Genomic DNA, 15,127 nt, shown 5'->3' with positions numbered 1-15,127 from the left:
CCCGGTCACTTCGGCTGGAGCAGGTCCCACTTGTTGCCGTAGAGGTCCTCGAAGACGGCCACCGAGCCGTACACCTCGTGCCGCGGATCCTCGAGGAAGCGCACACCCGCCGCCGTCATCCGGGCGTGGTCGCGTGCGAAGTCGTCGGTGTGCAGGAAGAAGCCCACCCGGCCGCCGGTCTGCGTGCCGACGCTCGCGCGCTGCTCGTCGTCGCCGGCGCGGGCCAGCAGCAGACCGGTGCCGGTCCCCGAACCCGCCGGGCGGACGACCACCCAGCGGCTTCCGTCCCCCCGGTCGGTGTCCTCGACCAGGTGGAAACCCAGCGCGTCGGTGTAGAAGGCGATGGCCTCGTCGTAGTCGCGGACGACGAGCGTGATCAGGGCGATGTTCGGCATGCCTCAAGGTTATACGTATGACCCGTGACAATGGGCGGCATGCCCGCCCTGCCGCACCACCTCGTCGAGCGCGCCCGGTCCCTTGCCGCACCGGAGCACCGACGCCTCCTCGGGATCGCCGGGGCGCCCGGCGCCGGGAAGTCCACCCTCGCCGGCCGGATCGTCGAAGCGCTCGACGGCCTCGCCGTCCTCGTCCCCATGGACGGCTTCCACCTGGCCCAGCGGGAACTGCGGCGCCTCGGCCGTGAACACCGCAAGGGCGCCCCCGACACCTTCGACGCCGCCGGGTACGCCGCGTTGCTCGGCAGGCTGCGCGACCCCGATCCGGATGCCGTCGTCTACGCCCCCGCCTTCGACCGGACACTGGAGGAGCCGGTGGCCGGGAGCATCCCCGTGGCCCCGGCCGTCCCGCTCGTCGTCACCGAAGGCAACTATCTGCTGCACGACGAAGGGCCCTGGGCACGGGTCCGGCCCCTCCTCGACGAGGTGTGGTTCCTCGAGCTCGACCAGGACGAGCGGCTGCGCCGCCTGGTCGAGCGGCATGTGCGCTTCGGGAAGCAACGCCCGCACGCCGAGCGCTGGGTCCACGACTCCGACGAACCCAACGCCCGGCTGATCGGCCACGGCCGGGACCGGGCCGATCTCGTCGTGCCGATGAACTGATCGAAAGGCGGAGCCCCGCAGTTCACCCGGGGTCGGTACGCTCGAATCAGTGACAGGCGAGCGGAGGGCGGTTGACGTGGGGTTGTTCCGGCGAGGGCCGAAGCGTGACGGACGCGATGCGCCCCGGGACCCCGAGTTCTCCTTCTTCTCCGCCGACGAGGGGGCGAGGTTCCGCGCCCAGGTCCGCGAGGCGTTCGCCGAACAGGGCCTCGAGGTGACGGTCTACACCGACATGGTCTCCGACAGCGCCGGCCGGCAGTTCGGCCTCGGCAACCTCGCCGCCGTGTGCCACAACGACGAACGCGGACCCCGTGTGTGGCCCGAGCTGATCCACCAGCATGTCGGCATGGTGCTGCGCACCATGGACGCGCCGTCCGCGCTGGAGACCCTGCCCGCCGAACAGATCCGCGCCCAGCTCTACCCCCGCGTCGTCGGCGCCGAGGGACTGGACCCGCAGAACTTCGCGTACGCCCGCGCCGTCGCCCCCGGCCTGTACGAGATCCTCGCGCTCGACCTCCCAGAGAGCGTCATGATGCTCACCGACGAGGCGCTCGAACCCCTCGGCGACCTGCCCTATCTGCGCGACCAGGCGCTGTACAACCTCCGCGGACTGCCCGTCGAGGCGCACGAGACCGTCAAGGACTCCGAGGGCATGCGCTTCGAGGTCGTGCTCGGCGACTCCTTCTACACGGCGAGCCGGGTCCTCGCACTGGAGACACTGGTACGGCAGGTCACCGGCGAGGAGCTGACCTCGGACGGAGCCCTGGTGGCCATGCCCTTCCGGCACCAGCTCGCCTTCCACGCCATCCACGACACCGGCATGCTCCCCGCCCTCAACGCGATGGCCGCCTTCGCCGCCACGGGATACGAGGACACGCCCGGCGCCATCAGCCCCTACGTCTACTGGTGGCACGGCGGCACGCTCACCCAGCTGAGCGACCGCGACGAGGACGGCGAAGGTCTGCAGATCATGATCGGCGAGGAGTTCCAGGAACTGCTCGAGCGGCTCGTCGCCAAGGAGGAACGGCCCCCCGGCGACGAGAACTGAGCCCGGCCGCCCACGCTCTCGACCGGGTCACTCATGTCGGTGACTCCAAGGGCGCCTGCGCAGGTCACAGGCGTGTCGTCCGGCAGAGTTGGCGGATGCGCACTCCCCGGATCCTGGCCTCGGTCGCTCTTCTCCTGCTCGGTGCGACCGGCTGTGTGGCCGTTCCGACGGCCCCACGGCCCGCACCGGCGCCGAGCCTCGCCCCCGCCGGCGACCGGTCGCCGGCGGGGGTCGTGCCGAGCCGCGTCGTCCAGCCGTCGGCGCGCGAGACGCTCGCCTCCACCGGTCCGCAGGACAAGGCGAAGGACAAAGTGAAGGAGCGGGGCGGTGCCAAGGCTCAGGGGGAGGGCAGGAAGGCGGCGGAGGAGCCCGGCCGGCGGGTGCGGCCGCGGCGCCCCGCCGCGGGCCCCGCGCGTACCGTCCCCGTCCGGCCCGAGCGCCGCGCCGCCGTACCCGAGCGGCGGACGCAGCGCCCCGCGTCCCGCCCCGGGCCGCCGCAGCCCCGTACGAGCTACGACATGCGCAGCCTGTGCGAGGCCTCGGACGGTGTGACGCACTCCGACGTCACCGCCCTGTGCCGCGACTCGTACGGCTCCGGCCGGCGCTGACGGGGTCCCACTGCCGCAAGGACCGGACGCCGGCGGCCGGGCACGGTCGAGGGCAACGGCCTTCAGGAGTCGGCGAGTACCGCACAGCTCTGCGGCGGCAGGTGCAGCACCCCGTCCTCCTCCGGCGGGACGACGTCGCCCCACGCCGCCGCGATCCGGCCGCCGCCGCCCAACGGGATCGCGGCCTTCTCCTCGGCGAGATTGACCGCCACCCGCAGATCGCCCCGCCGGTAGGCCAGCCAGCGGGCCTGCTCGTCGAAGGCCACCTTCACCGCCGCCAGGTCCGGGTCCGACAGGTCCGGCAGCGCGCGTCGCATCGCGATCAGCTCGCGGTACCACGCCAGGAGCCGGGCGTGCGGCTCCCGCTCCCGCTCCGACCGGTCCAGGCACGAACGCTCCCGGGTGGCCGGGTCCTGCGGGTCCGGCACCTGCTCGGCCGACCAGCCGTGCGCCGCGAACTCCCTCCGCCTGCCCGCCCGTACGGCCTCCGCCAGCTCGGGGTCGGTGTGGTCGGTGAAGTACTGCCAGGGCGTCGAGGCGCCCCACTCCTCGCCCATGAAGAGCATGGGCGTGTACGGGCCCGTGAGCACCAGTACCGCCGCGCAGGCCAGCAGACCGGGGGAGAGGGTGGCGGAAAGGCGGTCGCCGAGAGCCCTGTTGCCGATCTGGTCGTGCGTCTGCGCGTAACCGAGGAAACGGTGCGCGGGCGTGTTGACCACGTCGACCGGCCGCCCGTGCGTCCGGCCGCGGAAGGCCGAGTACGTGCCGTCGTGGAAGAAGCCGCGGGTCAGCGTCTTCGCCAGCGCGGCCATCGGCGCACGGGCGAAGTCCGCGTAATAGCCCTGCGACTCGCCCGTCAGAGCCGTGTGCAGGGCGTGGTGGAAGTCGTCGTTCCACTGGGCGTGCAGCCCGATGCCGCCCTGCGTGCGCGGCGTCGTCGTGCGCGGGTCGCACCGGTCCGACTCGGCGATCAGGAACAGCGGGCGGCCCAGGTCCCCGGCGAGCCCGTCGACGGCGGCCGACAGTTCCTCGAGGAACGTCAATGCCCGGTCGTCGGCCAGCGCGTGCACCGCGTCCAGCCGCAGCCCGTCGAGACGGTAGTCGCGCAGCCAGGCCAGGGCGCTGCCGAGCAGATAGGCGCGTACCTCGTCCGAGCCGGGCGCGTCCAGATTGACCGCGGAACCCCACGGAGTGTGGTGGGTGTCGGTGAAGTACGGGCCGAACGCGGGCAGATGGTTGCCCGACGGACCCAGATGGTTGTGCACCACGTCCAGGACCACGCCGAGACCGTGCCCGTGCGCGGCGTCGACGAAGCGCTTGAGCGCCTTTGGCCCCCCGTAGGGCTCGTGGACCGCCCAGGGAGACACCCCGTCGTAACCCCACCCGTGGACACCGGGGAAGGAGCACAGCGGCATCAGTTCCACATGCGTGACGCCCAGCTCCGCCAGTTCGCCCAGCCTGTCCGCGGCGGCGTCCAGCGTTCCCTGGGTGGTGTACGTGCCGATGTGCAGCTCGTACAGGACGGCGCCCTCCAGCCCGCGTCCCGGCCAGTCCCGCAGCCAGCTGTACCGGTCCTGGTCGAAGACCGCGCTGGGGCCGTCCGGGCCGTCGGGCTGGCGGCGGGAGCGGGGGTCCGGGCGGACCGGGCCGCCGTCCAGGGAGAACCCGTACCGTGCGCCGTCCTCGGCCGGCGCCTCCGCGACCCACCATCCGTCCCGGCCCTGCGCGCGTTCCATCGGGTGCTCGGCACCCTCCAGCCACAGAGTGACCCGCTCCTCGGCGTTCGGCGCCCACACCTCGAAAAGCAGCACTGGCGTCCCCTCGTCGTCGATGGCCATCGACCCATGTTCTGTCCCCACATCCTGGCAAGACGAAGGTCTTCAGGCGGTGTGCTTGGGCCATTAAGGTCACGAACCATGTCGATGCCGCAGCAACCGATGGAGCCGATGCCCGCCTTTCCGCCCGGCTTCCTGTGGGGAGCCTCGGCTTCCGCCTTCCAGACGGAGGGCGCGGCCGACGCCGACGGCAAGGGACCGTCCGGCTGGGACGCCTTCGCCGCCCAGGGCCGTATCAAGGACGGCTCCGACGCCGCCCGCGGCACCGGCTTCCACGAGCGCTACCGCGAGGACGTCGCCCTGCTCGCCGGACTGGGAGCGGACGCGTTCCGCTTCTCGGTGAGCTGGCCGCGTGTCGTGCCCGGCGGCAGCGGCCCGGTCAACGCTCGGGGCCTCGACTTCTACGACCGGCTCGTGGACGAACTGTGCGCCCACGGCATCACCCCGGCGCCCACCCTCTACCACTGGGACACCCCGCTCCCGCTCGACGAGGCCGGCGGCTGGCTCCGACGGGACACGGCCCTGCGGTTCGCCGACTACGCCTTTGCCGTCGCGCAGCGGCTCGCCGACCGCGTGCCGTTGTGGATGACCCTCAACGAACCGGCCGAGGTCACCCTGCTCGGTTACGCGCTCGGCGAGCACGCCCCCGGGAAGCAACTGCTCTTCGACGCGCTGCCGGCCGCCCACCACCAACTGCTCGCCCACGGTCTCGCCGTGACGGCCCTGCGGGCCGCCGGGGCCCGGAGCGTCGGGCTCGCCGTCTCCCACTCGCCGGTGTGGACCGCGGGGGACAGCGAGGAGGACCGCTTCGCCGCCGAGTTGTACGACACGCTCACCAACCGGCTGTTCGCCGACCCGCTGCTCACCGGCGCCTACCCCGACGAGAACCTCGCGGCGCTGATGCCCGGTCCGGTCGCCGACGATCTCACCGTCATCGCCCAGCCGCTCGACTTCTACGGTGTGAACTACTACCACCCGATGCTCGTCGGCGCCCCCGCCGACGACGCCCTCGACGGCTTCGCGGGCGTCGGCATGCCCGCCGGCCTCCCCTTCGGGCTGCGGGACATCGACTGCGAGGAACGCACCGACTTCGGCTGGCCCGTCGTCCCCGACGGACTGCGGGAACTGCTCGTGTCACTCGGCGGACGCTACGGCGACCGGCTGCCGCCCGTGATCATCACCGAGAACGGCTGCTCGTACGACGGCCTCGACGACGGGCGCCGTATCGCCTTCCTCGACGCCCATCTGCGCTCCCTGCACCAGGCGATGGGCGAAGGGGCCGATGTCCGCGGCTACTTCACCTGGTCGCTCACCGACAACATCGAGTGGGTCGAGGGCGCGTCCCGGCGCTTCGGTCTCGTCCACATCGACTACGAGACGCTGCGGCGCACGCCGAAGGCGTCCTACCACTGGTACCGGGACATGATCGCCGCACAGAAGCGCGACCCGGACCACTGACCGGCCCCGCAGGGATGCCCGCGTCGCGGACATCCCTGCGGCGCGTGGTCAGTGCTGGGGCGCGGGCACGAAGTGCACCCGTTCCTGGACGACCGGATGGCCGGCCTTGGTGAAGTTCGCGGCCATCGGGAAGTTCCCCTGGTCGGTGGCGCCCGCGATGAATTCGGCGCCCTGCTCCGCGAGGAAGTGCGTGCACTCCGCCAGCAGGTCGTACGCGTAGCCGTGACCGCGGTGCTCCGGTACCACGCCGATGAAGCCGACGCACGGCCCCGACGGGTTGCGTGCCGGGATGTGGATGCCCACCAGGTCGCCGTCCCCGGTGAGGGCGAGCTGCCACCATTCACGGGGCGACGGACACCAGTTGAAGAAGTCCAGCTCCTCCTGCGCGGCCCTGTCGAGGCCGCCTTCCGCGATCGCCCGCAGCGCGTGGGCGTCCAGCGTCACGGAGTGGATGCGGCGCAGCGCGTCGAAGAACACGGCGTCGTCCGGCTCCGGACGGAAGACCAGCCGCCCGGGCCGCTCCGGCAGCCCGCAAGCGGGCGTCCACCGGTACTGGTACCGCTCGACCAGCACCTCCATGCCGGCGGCCTTCGCCGCCCTCATGCGGGCCTCACCGGCCGCGCGGGCGACCGCGTCGTCACGCCAGCCGGCGGGGAGGATCAATTCGTACTCGACCTGGAAGGGGGAGGTGCGCAGCAGTTCGGCGCCCGCCTCCTCCTCGCCCTCCGCGATGTCGAACCAGTTGACGTTGACGGGCGATTCGTCGTCGGGGCCGCCCCACCAGGCGGCCCTGGCGACCACTTTGCCGTCGCGCAGCGCGACCCGCTTCCAGTCGGGGCGGTGCGTCGCACGGGAGAGGGCTCGGCCCACGCCGAGCGGGTCGGGCAGGGTGTCGAAGAGATGTGCGTCGCTCTCACCGAGCGCGCGGATGACCGTGTCGGTCATGAGGATGTCCTCCGGAAGAGATGCTTGCGCGCTCCCGGTCAGACTGCGGACGCCGGGCGGACGGGGCGGGAGCGCGGGAACGGTGTGATGTACACGGCACTCGCCCCCTTCCGTGATCTGTGGCGTGACGGTCACATTAGAAGGCCGGCCGACGGCCCGTCCAGTGCTTTTCTGGGGCGCGCAGGGAGTCCACGGGGCCGCCGCTGCGCCGGAATTGATGCTTCCGTGCAGGTCAGGGCGGGCTCGGAAACCGCTTCGTCTGGACACCTCGGGGCCTTCGGGCCGACAATCTGGAACGTGACGTCCTCCTTCGAGTCCAACACGTATCCCGCGCGGCTCTCCGATGCCGAGCGTGAGCGTGTCCTCGACGTGCTCAGAGAGGGCGCGGCCCAGGGCAGGCTGTCGCACGAGACGTTCGTGCACCGCATGGAACTGGCCTTCGCCGCACGCCGCACCGAGGAACTGGACGCCCTCACCGCCGACCTGGTCGACAAGGGGCGCTGGTCGCGCCGGCTCTACCGCGCGGTCGGCAAGGTCTCCGCGTTCTCCGTCCGGCTGCGTCGCGCCTGGCAGGCGGAGAAGCTGCCGCCGCTGCTCCTGCCCGAGCCCGGCCCGTATCCGCTGCGGATCGGCCGCGACCCGGCCAACGGTCTGCGGCTCAGCCACGACACCGTCTCGCGTCTGCACGCCGAACTGAGCCACCAGGGCACGATGTGGGTCCTGCGCGACCTCGGCTCGACGAACGGCACCACGGTCAACGGCCGCCGGGTGACCGGCTCGATCGTCGTCAACGACGGGGACATGGTCGGCTTCGGCAGCGTCAGCTACCGCCTCACCGCCCGCTGACCGGCGGGCCCTACCGCTGGTGCAGTCCGCGGCCCGCGAGTGTCAGGAACGCCTCGCCGACCGCCTCCGACAGCGTCGGATGCGGGTGGATGTGGGCGGCGACGTCGGTGGGTTCCGCGTCCCAGCCGACGATCAGCTGGCTCTCGGCGATCATCTCGGAGACGTGCGGGCCCACGAGGTGGACGCCGAGCACCCGGCCGCCCCGCTCGGCGACGATCTTCACCATCCCGCCCTGCCCGTGCACCATGCCCTTGGCGACCGCCGTCAGAGGCATCGTGTTGACGTCCACCTCGAAGCCGCCGGCCCGGGCCTCCGCCTCGCCCAGCCCCACGGACGCGGTCTGCGGCGAGGAGTACGTGACCCGGGGGACGGCCGCGTAGTCCACGGGCCGCGTGGGGAGACCTGCGAGCGCCTCCGCGACCAACATGCCCTCCGCGAACGACGCGTGGGCGAGACCGAGCGACGGCGGCGGCAGCAGGTCGCCCACCACATGGATCCCGGGGACCGCGGTCTGAAGGCGTGAGAAGTCGGCAGGGGCGACATGGCCCCGTGCGTCCGTCGTCAGACCGGCGGCGGTGAGCCCGAGGCCGTCCGTCACCGGCTCGCGTCCCACCGCGACCAGCAGCCGCTCCGCCTCCACCGTGCGCGTCTCGCCGCGTGCGGTCCGTACCGTCGCCCGTACCCCGTCCTCCAGCACGGCCGTCTCCAGCAGCCGGGCGCCGGTCTGCACATCGATGCCGCGCTTCTTCAGACCACGGGTCAGATGGCGCGACACATCGGCGTCCTCGAGCGGGACCAGCCGTTCCGCCGCCTCCACGAGCACCACCGCCGCGCCCATGGAGCGGTGGAAGGACGCGTACTCGACCCCGATCGCCCCGCCGCCGAGCACCAGCACCGACCGTGGCAGCCCCGGCGCGAACAGGGCGTCGTCACTGGTGACCACGCGCCTCCCGTCCGGTGCGAGGCCGGGCAGGGTACGCGGCCGGGAGCCGGTCGCGAGCACGACGCCGCGGCGCGCGGTCACCTCCCCGTGCCCCTCCACCCGCACGCTTCGTGTGCCCGTCAACCGCGCGCCGCCGGACAGCACTTCGACCCCGGCGTGTGCCAGATGGCCCGCCACGCCCCGGTGGTTACGGGACACGATGTCGTCCCTCGTCGCCACCAGAGCCTGCCAGTCGACGGAATCGACACTCGCCTTGACGCCCCAGCGTTCCCTGGCCTCCGCGATCCCGTCGACCAGTTCGGCGGCATGCAGCATCGCCTTGCTGGGGATGCAGCCTCGGTGCAGGCAGGTGCCGCCCACCTTGTCGCGCTCCGCGAGCACGACCTCCAGCCCGAGGGCCGCCGCCCGCAGCGCGGTCGAGTAGCCGCCGGTCCCTCCGCCGATCACGATCACGTCGGTCTCACGGGTCTGTGTCATGGCTCCCACTGTCCGTTCCATCCTTGCCATGAGTCCAAGGCAATGTTCTTGTGACATCGATGCACAGCGTCTATGGAGATCGCGACGGCTGTGCGCGGCGCCCGTCCCGCAGCGTCCATGGAGGACCGCGTGAGCCTTCGGCAGATGGAGTACTTCCTCGCCGTCGTCGAGGAGTCCTCCTTCACCCGCGCCGCCGAACTGCTGCACGTCACGCAGCCCGCGCTGTCGCACCAGATCAAGGCGCTCGAGCGGTCCGTCGGCGGAGAGCTGCTGGAACGGCTGCCACGAGGAGTTCGGCTGACCCAGATGGGCAGGGCCTACCTGCCGCACGCCGAACTCGCCGTCCGCAGCGCGGCCCAGGCGCGGCGCGCGGCCAGGGCGGCGGCCGGGGCGGAGGGCGGCGAGCTGCACATCGCGGCGCTCCACGCGGTCGCGGTGGGCGTGCTCCCCGACCTGGTCGCCCGCTGGCGGCGTGAACACCCCGGCGTGGCGCTCGTCCTCCACGAATACGGCACGACCGAGGCGCTGGAGGAGCAGATCGAACGCGGCACCGCCGACCTGGCGGTGGGGCCGGCGCCACGACACTGGCAGGGCCCGGTCGTCCCGTTCGGCGAGGAGGAGATCGTCCTCGTCGTCCCCTTCGACGACGGCCTCGCGGGCCGTGCCTCCGTCCGTCTCGAGGAACTGGCGGACCACACATGGGTGCGCTGCGCCATGGAGCCGGAGGTGGAAGGCCTGCGGTTCCTCGACTGGGCCTGCGAAAAGGCCGGCTTCCGGCCCCGTACGGCGGTGTGGACGCAGCACACGTCCTCCGCGGTACGGATGGCGGCGGCCGGTGTGGGCGTCGCGGCCGCGCCGTTGCACGTCGTGCGCGGGGCGGTGGGGGAGGACTGCGTGGTCCTCCCCGCGGATCCGCCGTGGCGGCGGGCACTGACGGTGTTCTCACGGGTGGAACCGACGGGTGCGGCGGAGGCGTTCGTGGGCCTGCTGACGGGCGGGCGCGCCGCGGGGGACGAGCCCGCGCGGCGGACACCTACCGCACGCCGCCTTCCCGCACCAGCAGCGCCACCGGCCGACGCGTGAACAGGTCGGACACGCGGACACGGCCGCCGGTGAACTCCCGCTCCGGGGAGAGGACATCCGCCCACCGGCCCGCGGGCAGCGTCAGTTCCGTGTCCCGCCAGCCGCCCTCCCGTTCAAGCCGCAGCGACAGGCGGGTCACCGCCGTGACCACCTCGCCGGAGCGGCAGAACGCCACACAGTGGTCCGCCGCCGGCCCCTCCGCGGTGAGCGGGGTGTACGTCGCGGACGCGTCGAACACCTCGGGCGCGGCGCGGCGCAGCCGCAGAGCCGCCGTGGTGAGGGCCTCCTTCTCGGCGTCGAGCCCGTCGGGGGGCGGACCGCCGAACTCCACCGGGCGGCGGTTGTCCGGGTCGACCAGCGCCAGGTACTCACGCTCGGAGCCCTGGTAGACGTCCGGCACTCCCGGCATCGTCAGATGCAGCAGCGTCCCGCCGAGCACGTTCGCCCGCGCGTAAGGGGCCAGCTCGTGGACGAACCGGGCGACCGAGTGCTGCGCCTGCCCCGCCGGTCCCGCGTCGACGAACGCGGAGACCGCCTTCTCGTACGCCGCGTCCGGCTCCGTCCAGCTGGTCCGGAGCCCCGCCTCCCGCACGGCCTTGAGCAGCGCCGTCTCCAGGCGGCCGGCGTCGGGCACGGTGAAACCGACCGCGGTCTGCCACACCGTCCACGCCACCTGCGGGTCGGGCGCGCTGCCGCCGGGCAGGCCCTCCGCCTCCTCGGTGATCTGCGCGAGGAAGTCGGCCCAGCGCTCCGGGCATTCGGAGAGCACCGCGATGCGCGCCCGGACGTCCGCGCTGCGCTTGGTGTCGTGCGTGGTCAGTACGGTGCCGGTCGCGGGCCGGTCGCGGGCCAGCCCCGCGCAGTAGGCGTGGAAGGCCTCGGGAGCGACCGCCGGATCACCGGGGTCGCCGCCGACCTCGTTCGCGGAGAGCAGCGGCCCGTACCGGTAGAACGCCTTGTCCTCGACGGACTTCGCCCGCAGCGCCGACGCGGTCTGGGCGAAGCGGGTGCGGAACGCCTCATGGTCCGGTCCCGCGCCGAGGCGTCCGAGGGCCAGGTCCCGGACCACGTCCACGGCCGCCGCCTCCTCCGGCACGGTGAAGGTCTCCTTCGCGCCGGCCGCGGCCTCTTCTGTCAGCGCCTCCTCGTCCCCGACCCCGTACGGGCGGTAGACGGGAACGCGGACGAGCAGCTCCCGGACGGCCTTCCGCAGCGCCCAGGGTGCGTGATCGCGCAGCCGGGGCTCGGCCGCGCACACCAGCCCAGCGAGGCGGACGAGTATCGCCGTCTCCGCGGCCAGTTCACGGGTCACCACCTCGTAGGCGGCGTGCCGCTGCGTCGCCTCCCACCCGCCGCCGAGCTCCTCGGGTGCCCCGGTGAACTGCTGGTGGTCCGCCGCCAGTTCGGCCACCCCGGCCGGATCGGTGAACAGGCCGTCGATCTGCCGCAGGGCGTCGTACCCGGTCGTCCCGGCCACGGGCCAGCCGGGCGGCAGCGGTTCGTCGCCGGTGAGGATCTTCTCCACGACGATCCAGCAGTCGCCGCCGGTCGCCTCGTCGAGCCGGCGCAGATATCCCTCCGGGTCCGCGACCCCGTCCGGGTGGTCGACCCGCAGGCCGTCGACCACACCGTCCCGCACCAGCTCCACGATCTTTGCGTGCGTCGCGTCGAACACCTCCGGGTCCTCCACGCGGACGCCCATCAGCTCGGAGACGGTGAAGAACCGGCGGTAGTTGAGCTCGGTGCGGGCCAGCCGCCACCAGCAGAGGCGGTACCACTGGGCGTCGAGCAGCTCGGCCGGCGGCAGGTGGCCGGTCGTACCGCGCAGCGGGAAACGCTGCTCGCCGTAGTGCAGCACGTCGCCCTCGACGTGCATCTTGTCCATCTCGTCGCCGACGCGCCCCGCGAGCACCGGGAGCAGGATCTTCCCGTCCCCCGCCTCCCAGTCGATGTCGAACCAGCGCGCGAACGGCGACCTCGGCCCTTCGCGCAGCACCTCCCAGAGCGCCCGGTTGTGGCGCGGCACCGCGGCCATGTGGTTGGGGACGATGTCGAGGACGAGCCCGAGGCCGTGTTCCCGTGCCGTACGGGACAGCGCCCGCAGGCCCCCCTCGCCGCCCAGCTCCTCGCGGATCCGGCTGTGGTCGACCACGTCGTAGCCGTGCGTCGAACCGGGCACCGCCTCCAGCACCGGCGACAGATGCAGATGGGAGACGCCGAGCGCGGCTATGTGCGGCACGGCAGCGGCGGCGGCCGAGAACGGGAAACCGGGCTGGAGCTGGAGCCGGTACGTTGCGGTGGGCGTCATGCGAACATACGTACCCGGCCGGAGGGCTTCCTGCGCCCGGCCCTGGGGGCGGTGTCGGCCGATCGGGTGAACTGCGGACCTGTGCGGGCGTGCCGCCTGGCCGGCGCTCGTGCGGCGTGTTCGGCGCCGCGGGCGCGTGCGCCGGCGGAGGCACGGGCGTGCTCTTGCCCCGTCCCGCCGCCGTACCGCCGTGCCCGCCCGCCGACGTACCCCCTGCCTAGGCCGGTCGTCGCAGCACCGTCATGCTCCGGCCGACCAACCGCAGCTCGTCGCCTGCCGACACCATCGGGCCGTTGCCCGGGGGGATCCCCACCTTGCTGGCCGTGTCGACCACCACCTGCCACTCCTCGCCGTGGCTCACGGGCACCGTGAAGTCCAGATCCAGCGCGCTCGCGTTGAACATCAGCAGGAAGGAGTCGTCCGAGATCCGCTCGCCCCGCGGCCCCGGCTCGGAGATCGCGTGGCCGTTGAGGAAGACGGACAGCGCCTTGGCGTGCGCGGCCTGCCAGTCCCTGGCGACCATCTCGTCGCCCTGCGGGGTGAACCAGGCGATGTCGGTCAGCTCGTCGTGCGTCCCCTCCACCGGGCGGCCGTGGAAGAACCGCCGCCGCCGGAAGACGGGGTGGTCGCGCCGCAGCCACACCATCGTCTTGGTGAAGGCCAGCAGCGACCCCTCCTCGTCCTCGCCCGGCTCCGGCCAGTGGACCCAGGCGATCTCGTTGTCCTGGCAGTAGGCGTTGTTGTTGCCGCCCTGGGTGCGCCCGAACTCGTCGCCGTGGCTGAGCATCGGCACACCCTGCGACAGCATCAGCGTCGCGATGAAGTTGCGCATCTGCCGCTCGCGCAGCTCCAGCACACCCTCGTCGTCGGTCTCGCCTTCCGTGCCGCAGTTCCACGACCGGTTGTGGCTCTCGCCGTCGCGGTTGTTCTCGCCGTTGGCCTCGTTGTGCTTTTCGTTGTAGGAGACCAGGTCGTGCAGGGTGAAGCCGTCGTGGCAGGTGGTGAAGTTGATCGAGGCCAGCGGGCGGCGGCCGTCGTCCTGGTACAGGTCGGAGGAGCCGGTCAGCCGCGACGCGAACTCGGCGAGCGTACGCGGCTCACCACGCCACAGGTCGCGCACGCAGTCGCGGTACTTGCCGTTCCACTCGGTCCACAGCGGCGGGAAGTTCCCCACCTGGTAGCCGCCCTCGCCCACGTCCCACGGCTCCGCGATCAGCTTCACCTGGCTGACCACCGGGTCCTGCTGTACCAGGTCGAAGAACGACGACAGCCGGTCCACCTCGTGGAACTGGCGGGCGAGCGTCGCGGCGAGGTCGAAGCGGAATCCGTCGACGTGCATCTCGGTCACCCAGTAGCGCAGCGAGTCCATGATCAGCTGGAGCACATGGGGACTGCGCATCAGCAGGGAGTTCCCGGTGCCGGTGGTGTCCATGTAGTAGCGGCGGTCCTCGGTGAGCCGGTAGTACGACTCGTTGTCCAGGCCGCGGAAGGAGAGGGTGGGGCCGAGGTGGTTGCCTTCCGCGGTGTGGTTGTAGACCACGTCGAGGATGACTTCGATGCCCGCCTGGTGCAGGGCCCGCACGGCCTGCTTGAACTCGAGGACCTGCTCGCCGCGGTCGCCCCAGGATGCGTAGGAGTTGTGGGGGGCGAAGAAGCCGATGGTGTTGTAGCCCCAGTAGTTGTTCAGCCCGGCGTCGACCAGCCGGTGGTCGTTCACGAACTGGTGCACCGGCATCAACTCGAGCGCGGTGACGCCGAGTTCCGTCAGGTGGGAGATGACGGCGGGGTGCGCCAGCCCGGCGTAGGTGCCGCGGAGCTCGGGCGGCAGTTCGGGGTGGAGCATGGTCAGGCCCTTCACATGGGCCTCGTAGATCACCGTCCGGTGGTAGTCGGTGCGCGGCAGCCGGTCGTCACCCCAGTCGAAGTACGGGTTGACCACCACCGACGTCATGGTGTGCGGTGCGGAGTCGAGGTCGTTGCGCGAGTCCGGCCGGCCGAAGTGATAGCCGTAGACCGACTCGTTCCACTCGATGGAGCCGCTGATCGCACGCGCGTACGGATCGAGCAGTAGTTTCGCGGAGTTGCAGCGCTGCCCGCGCGCCGGCTCGTACGGGCCGTGGACCCGGAAGCCGTAGCGCTGGCCGGGCATGATGCCCGGAAGATACGCGTGCCGCACAAAGGCATCGGTCTCCCGCAGCTCGACGGCCGTCTCCGAACCGTCGTCGTGCAGCAGACACAGCTCGATCCGGTGTGCGGCCTCCGAGTGCACCGCGAAGTTCGTGCCGGCGCCGTCGTACGTCGCGCCGAGGGGATACGCCTGTCCCGGCCAGACCTGCATAGATTCGACTCTTCCATTTCTGATCCGGGTAATGGGAGCTACTCGGACAAGATCCTCCCGCAAAGTGGGGCAAGCTCCTAGGACTTCGTACCCTCCTACCGGGTGACCGCTCGGAACAAGGACCGAAAAAGGCTGGGAGATGAGCCGATCGGGGGCCCCGTCGGCGGCGGGAATACACTC

General features: G+C 72.0%; 12 protein-coding genes. 6 read left to right on the top strand and 6 right to left on the bottom strand.

What is annotated here, in order from left to right:
- Positions 1-5: 5 nt before the first annotated feature.
- Positions 6-395 (bottom strand): VOC family protein, encoded by a 390-nt coding sequence (locus ACIPJI_RS24435; RefSeq protein WP_307708960.1) that lies wholly within the window; start codon positions 393-395, stop codon positions 6-8.
- Positions 396-425: 30 nt separating this feature from the next.
- Here ACIPJI_RS24435 and ACIPJI_RS24430 point away from each other — a divergent pair, with 30 nt between their 5' ends.
- The 3 genes from ACIPJI_RS24430 to ACIPJI_RS24420 all read left to right on the top strand — a co-directional run bounded on the left by ACIPJI_RS24430 (position 426) and on the right by ACIPJI_RS24420 (position 2,714).
- The gene (locus ACIPJI_RS24430) at positions 426-1,058 is read left to right on the top strand and encodes a nucleoside/nucleotide kinase family protein (protein ID WP_356622174.1); all 633 of its coding nucleotides are present in this window, start codon (positions 426-428) and stop codon (positions 1,056-1,058) included.
- A 76-nt stretch (positions 1,059-1,134) separates the two neighbouring features.
- The gene (locus ACIPJI_RS24425; protein ID WP_356622173.1) at positions 1,135-2,106 is read left to right on the top strand and encodes a hypothetical protein; all 972 of its coding nucleotides are present in this window, start codon (positions 1,135-1,137) and stop codon (positions 2,104-2,106) included.
- 95 nt (positions 2,107-2,201) lie between these two features.
- Positions 2,202-2,714, top strand: a complete 513-nt coding sequence (locus ACIPJI_RS24420) for a hypothetical protein (RefSeq protein WP_402248812.1) — start codon at positions 2,202-2,204, stop codon at positions 2,712-2,714.
- A gap of 62 nt (positions 2,715-2,776) precedes the next feature.
- Here the strand turns inward: ACIPJI_RS24420 and treZ are convergent, their stop codons facing one another.
- Positions 2,777-4,522, bottom strand: coding sequence for a malto-oligosyltrehalose trehalohydrolase (gene treZ / locus ACIPJI_RS24415; protein ID WP_356622172.1), 1,746 nt, complete (start codon positions 4,520-4,522; stop codon positions 2,777-2,779).
- A gap of 114 nt (positions 4,523-4,636) precedes the next feature.
- Here treZ and ACIPJI_RS24410 point away from each other — a divergent pair, with 114 nt between their 5' ends.
- On the top strand, positions 4,637-6,007 hold the full coding sequence (locus ACIPJI_RS24410) for a GH1 family beta-glucosidase (protein ID WP_402249155.1): 1,371 nt from the start codon (positions 4,637-4,639) through the stop codon (positions 6,005-6,007).
- Positions 6,008-6,055: 48 nt separating this feature from the next.
- Here ACIPJI_RS24410 and ACIPJI_RS24405 read toward each other — a convergent pair whose 3' ends face one another.
- Positions 6,056-6,952 carry a GNAT family N-acetyltransferase gene (locus ACIPJI_RS24405; protein WP_307708963.1) on the bottom strand — a complete coding sequence of 299 codons (897 nt, stop codon included), beginning with the start codon at positions 6,950-6,952 and terminating at the stop codon, positions 6,056-6,058.
- Positions 6,953-7,249: 297 nt separating this feature from the next.
- Between ACIPJI_RS24405 and ACIPJI_RS24400 the strand changes: the two genes are divergently transcribed.
- Entirely contained in the window at positions 7,250-7,798 is a 549-nt protein-coding gene (locus ACIPJI_RS24400) for a DUF1707 and FHA domain-containing protein (RefSeq protein ID WP_307708964.1), read from the top strand.
- 10 nt (positions 7,799-7,808) lie between these two features.
- Here the strand turns inward: ACIPJI_RS24400 and lpdA are convergent, their stop codons facing one another.
- Complete coding sequence (lpdA, locus tag ACIPJI_RS24395; protein WP_307708965.1) at positions 7,809-9,218, bottom strand: dihydrolipoyl dehydrogenase; 1,410 nt, start codon at positions 9,216-9,218, stop codon at positions 7,809-7,811.
- Between the two features lie 129 nt (positions 9,219-9,347).
- On the opposite strand from lpdA, the gene ACIPJI_RS24390 reads away from it, so the two are divergent.
- Complete coding sequence (locus ACIPJI_RS24390) at positions 9,348-10,301, top strand: LysR substrate-binding domain-containing protein (RefSeq protein WP_402248810.1); 954 nt, start codon at positions 9,348-9,350, stop codon at positions 10,299-10,301.
- On the opposite strand, the gene treY is transcribed toward ACIPJI_RS24390, so the two are convergent.
- Together treY and glgX are read right to left on the bottom strand one after the other, a co-directional pair.
- Positions 10,252-12,609 carry a malto-oligosyltrehalose synthase gene (gene treY / locus ACIPJI_RS24385; RefSeq protein ID WP_402248808.1) on the bottom strand — a complete coding sequence of 786 codons (2,358 nt, stop codon included), beginning with the start codon at positions 12,607-12,609 and terminating at the stop codon, positions 10,252-10,254. The two genes, ACIPJI_RS24390 and treY, sit on opposite strands and share 50 nt — an antisense overlap.
- 217 nt (positions 12,610-12,826) lie before the next feature.
- Positions 12,827-14,947 carry a glycogen debranching protein GlgX gene (gene glgX / locus ACIPJI_RS24380; protein ID WP_402248806.1) on the bottom strand — a complete coding sequence of 707 codons (2,121 nt, stop codon included), beginning with the start codon at positions 14,945-14,947 and terminating at the stop codon, positions 12,827-12,829.
- Between the last annotated feature and the right edge of the window lie 180 nt (positions 14,948-15,127).

It is taken from the genome of Streptomyces sp. NPDC086835 (genome assembly GCF_044745705.1).
Taxonomy (GTDB): domain Bacteria; phylum Actinomycetota; class Actinomycetes; order Streptomycetales; family Streptomycetaceae; genus Streptomyces.
The sequence above is the reverse complement of the archived record's forward strand: the minus strand, read 5'-3'. Positions and strand labels throughout refer to the sequence as shown.

What these genes read in the sequence shown, in the direction of transcription:
- ACIPJI_RS24435 (WP_307708960.1), bottom strand. Translation starts at nt 395, where the DNA reads ATGCCGAACATCGCCCTGATCACGCTCGTCGTCCGCGACTACGACGAG.
- ACIPJI_RS24430 (WP_356622174.1), top strand. Translation starts at nt 426, where the DNA reads ATGGGCGGCATGCCCGCCCTGCCGCACCACCTCGTCGAGCGCGCCCGG.
- ACIPJI_RS24420 (WP_402248812.1), top strand. Translation starts at nt 2,202, where the DNA reads ATGCGCACTCCCCGGATCCTGGCCTCGGTCGCTCTTCTCCTGCTCGGT.
- ACIPJI_RS24410 (WP_402249155.1), top strand. Translation starts at nt 4,637, where the DNA reads ATGCCGCAGCAACCGATGGAGCCGATGCCCGCCTTTCCGCCCGGCTTC.
- ACIPJI_RS24405 (WP_307708963.1), bottom strand. Translation starts at nt 6,952, where the DNA reads ATGACCGACACGGTCATCCGCGCGCTCGGTGAGAGCGACGCACATCTC.
- lpdA (WP_307708965.1), bottom strand. Translation starts at nt 9,218, where the DNA reads ATGACACAGACCCGTGAGACCGACGTGATCGTGATCGGCGGAGGGACC.
- treY (WP_402248808.1), bottom strand. Translation starts at nt 12,609, where the DNA reads ATGACGCCCACCGCAACGTACCGGCTCCAGCTCCAGCCCGGTTTCCCG.
- glgX (WP_402248806.1), bottom strand. Translation starts at nt 14,947, where the DNA reads ATGCAGGTCTGGCCGGGACAGGCGTATCCCCTCGGCGCGACGTACGAC.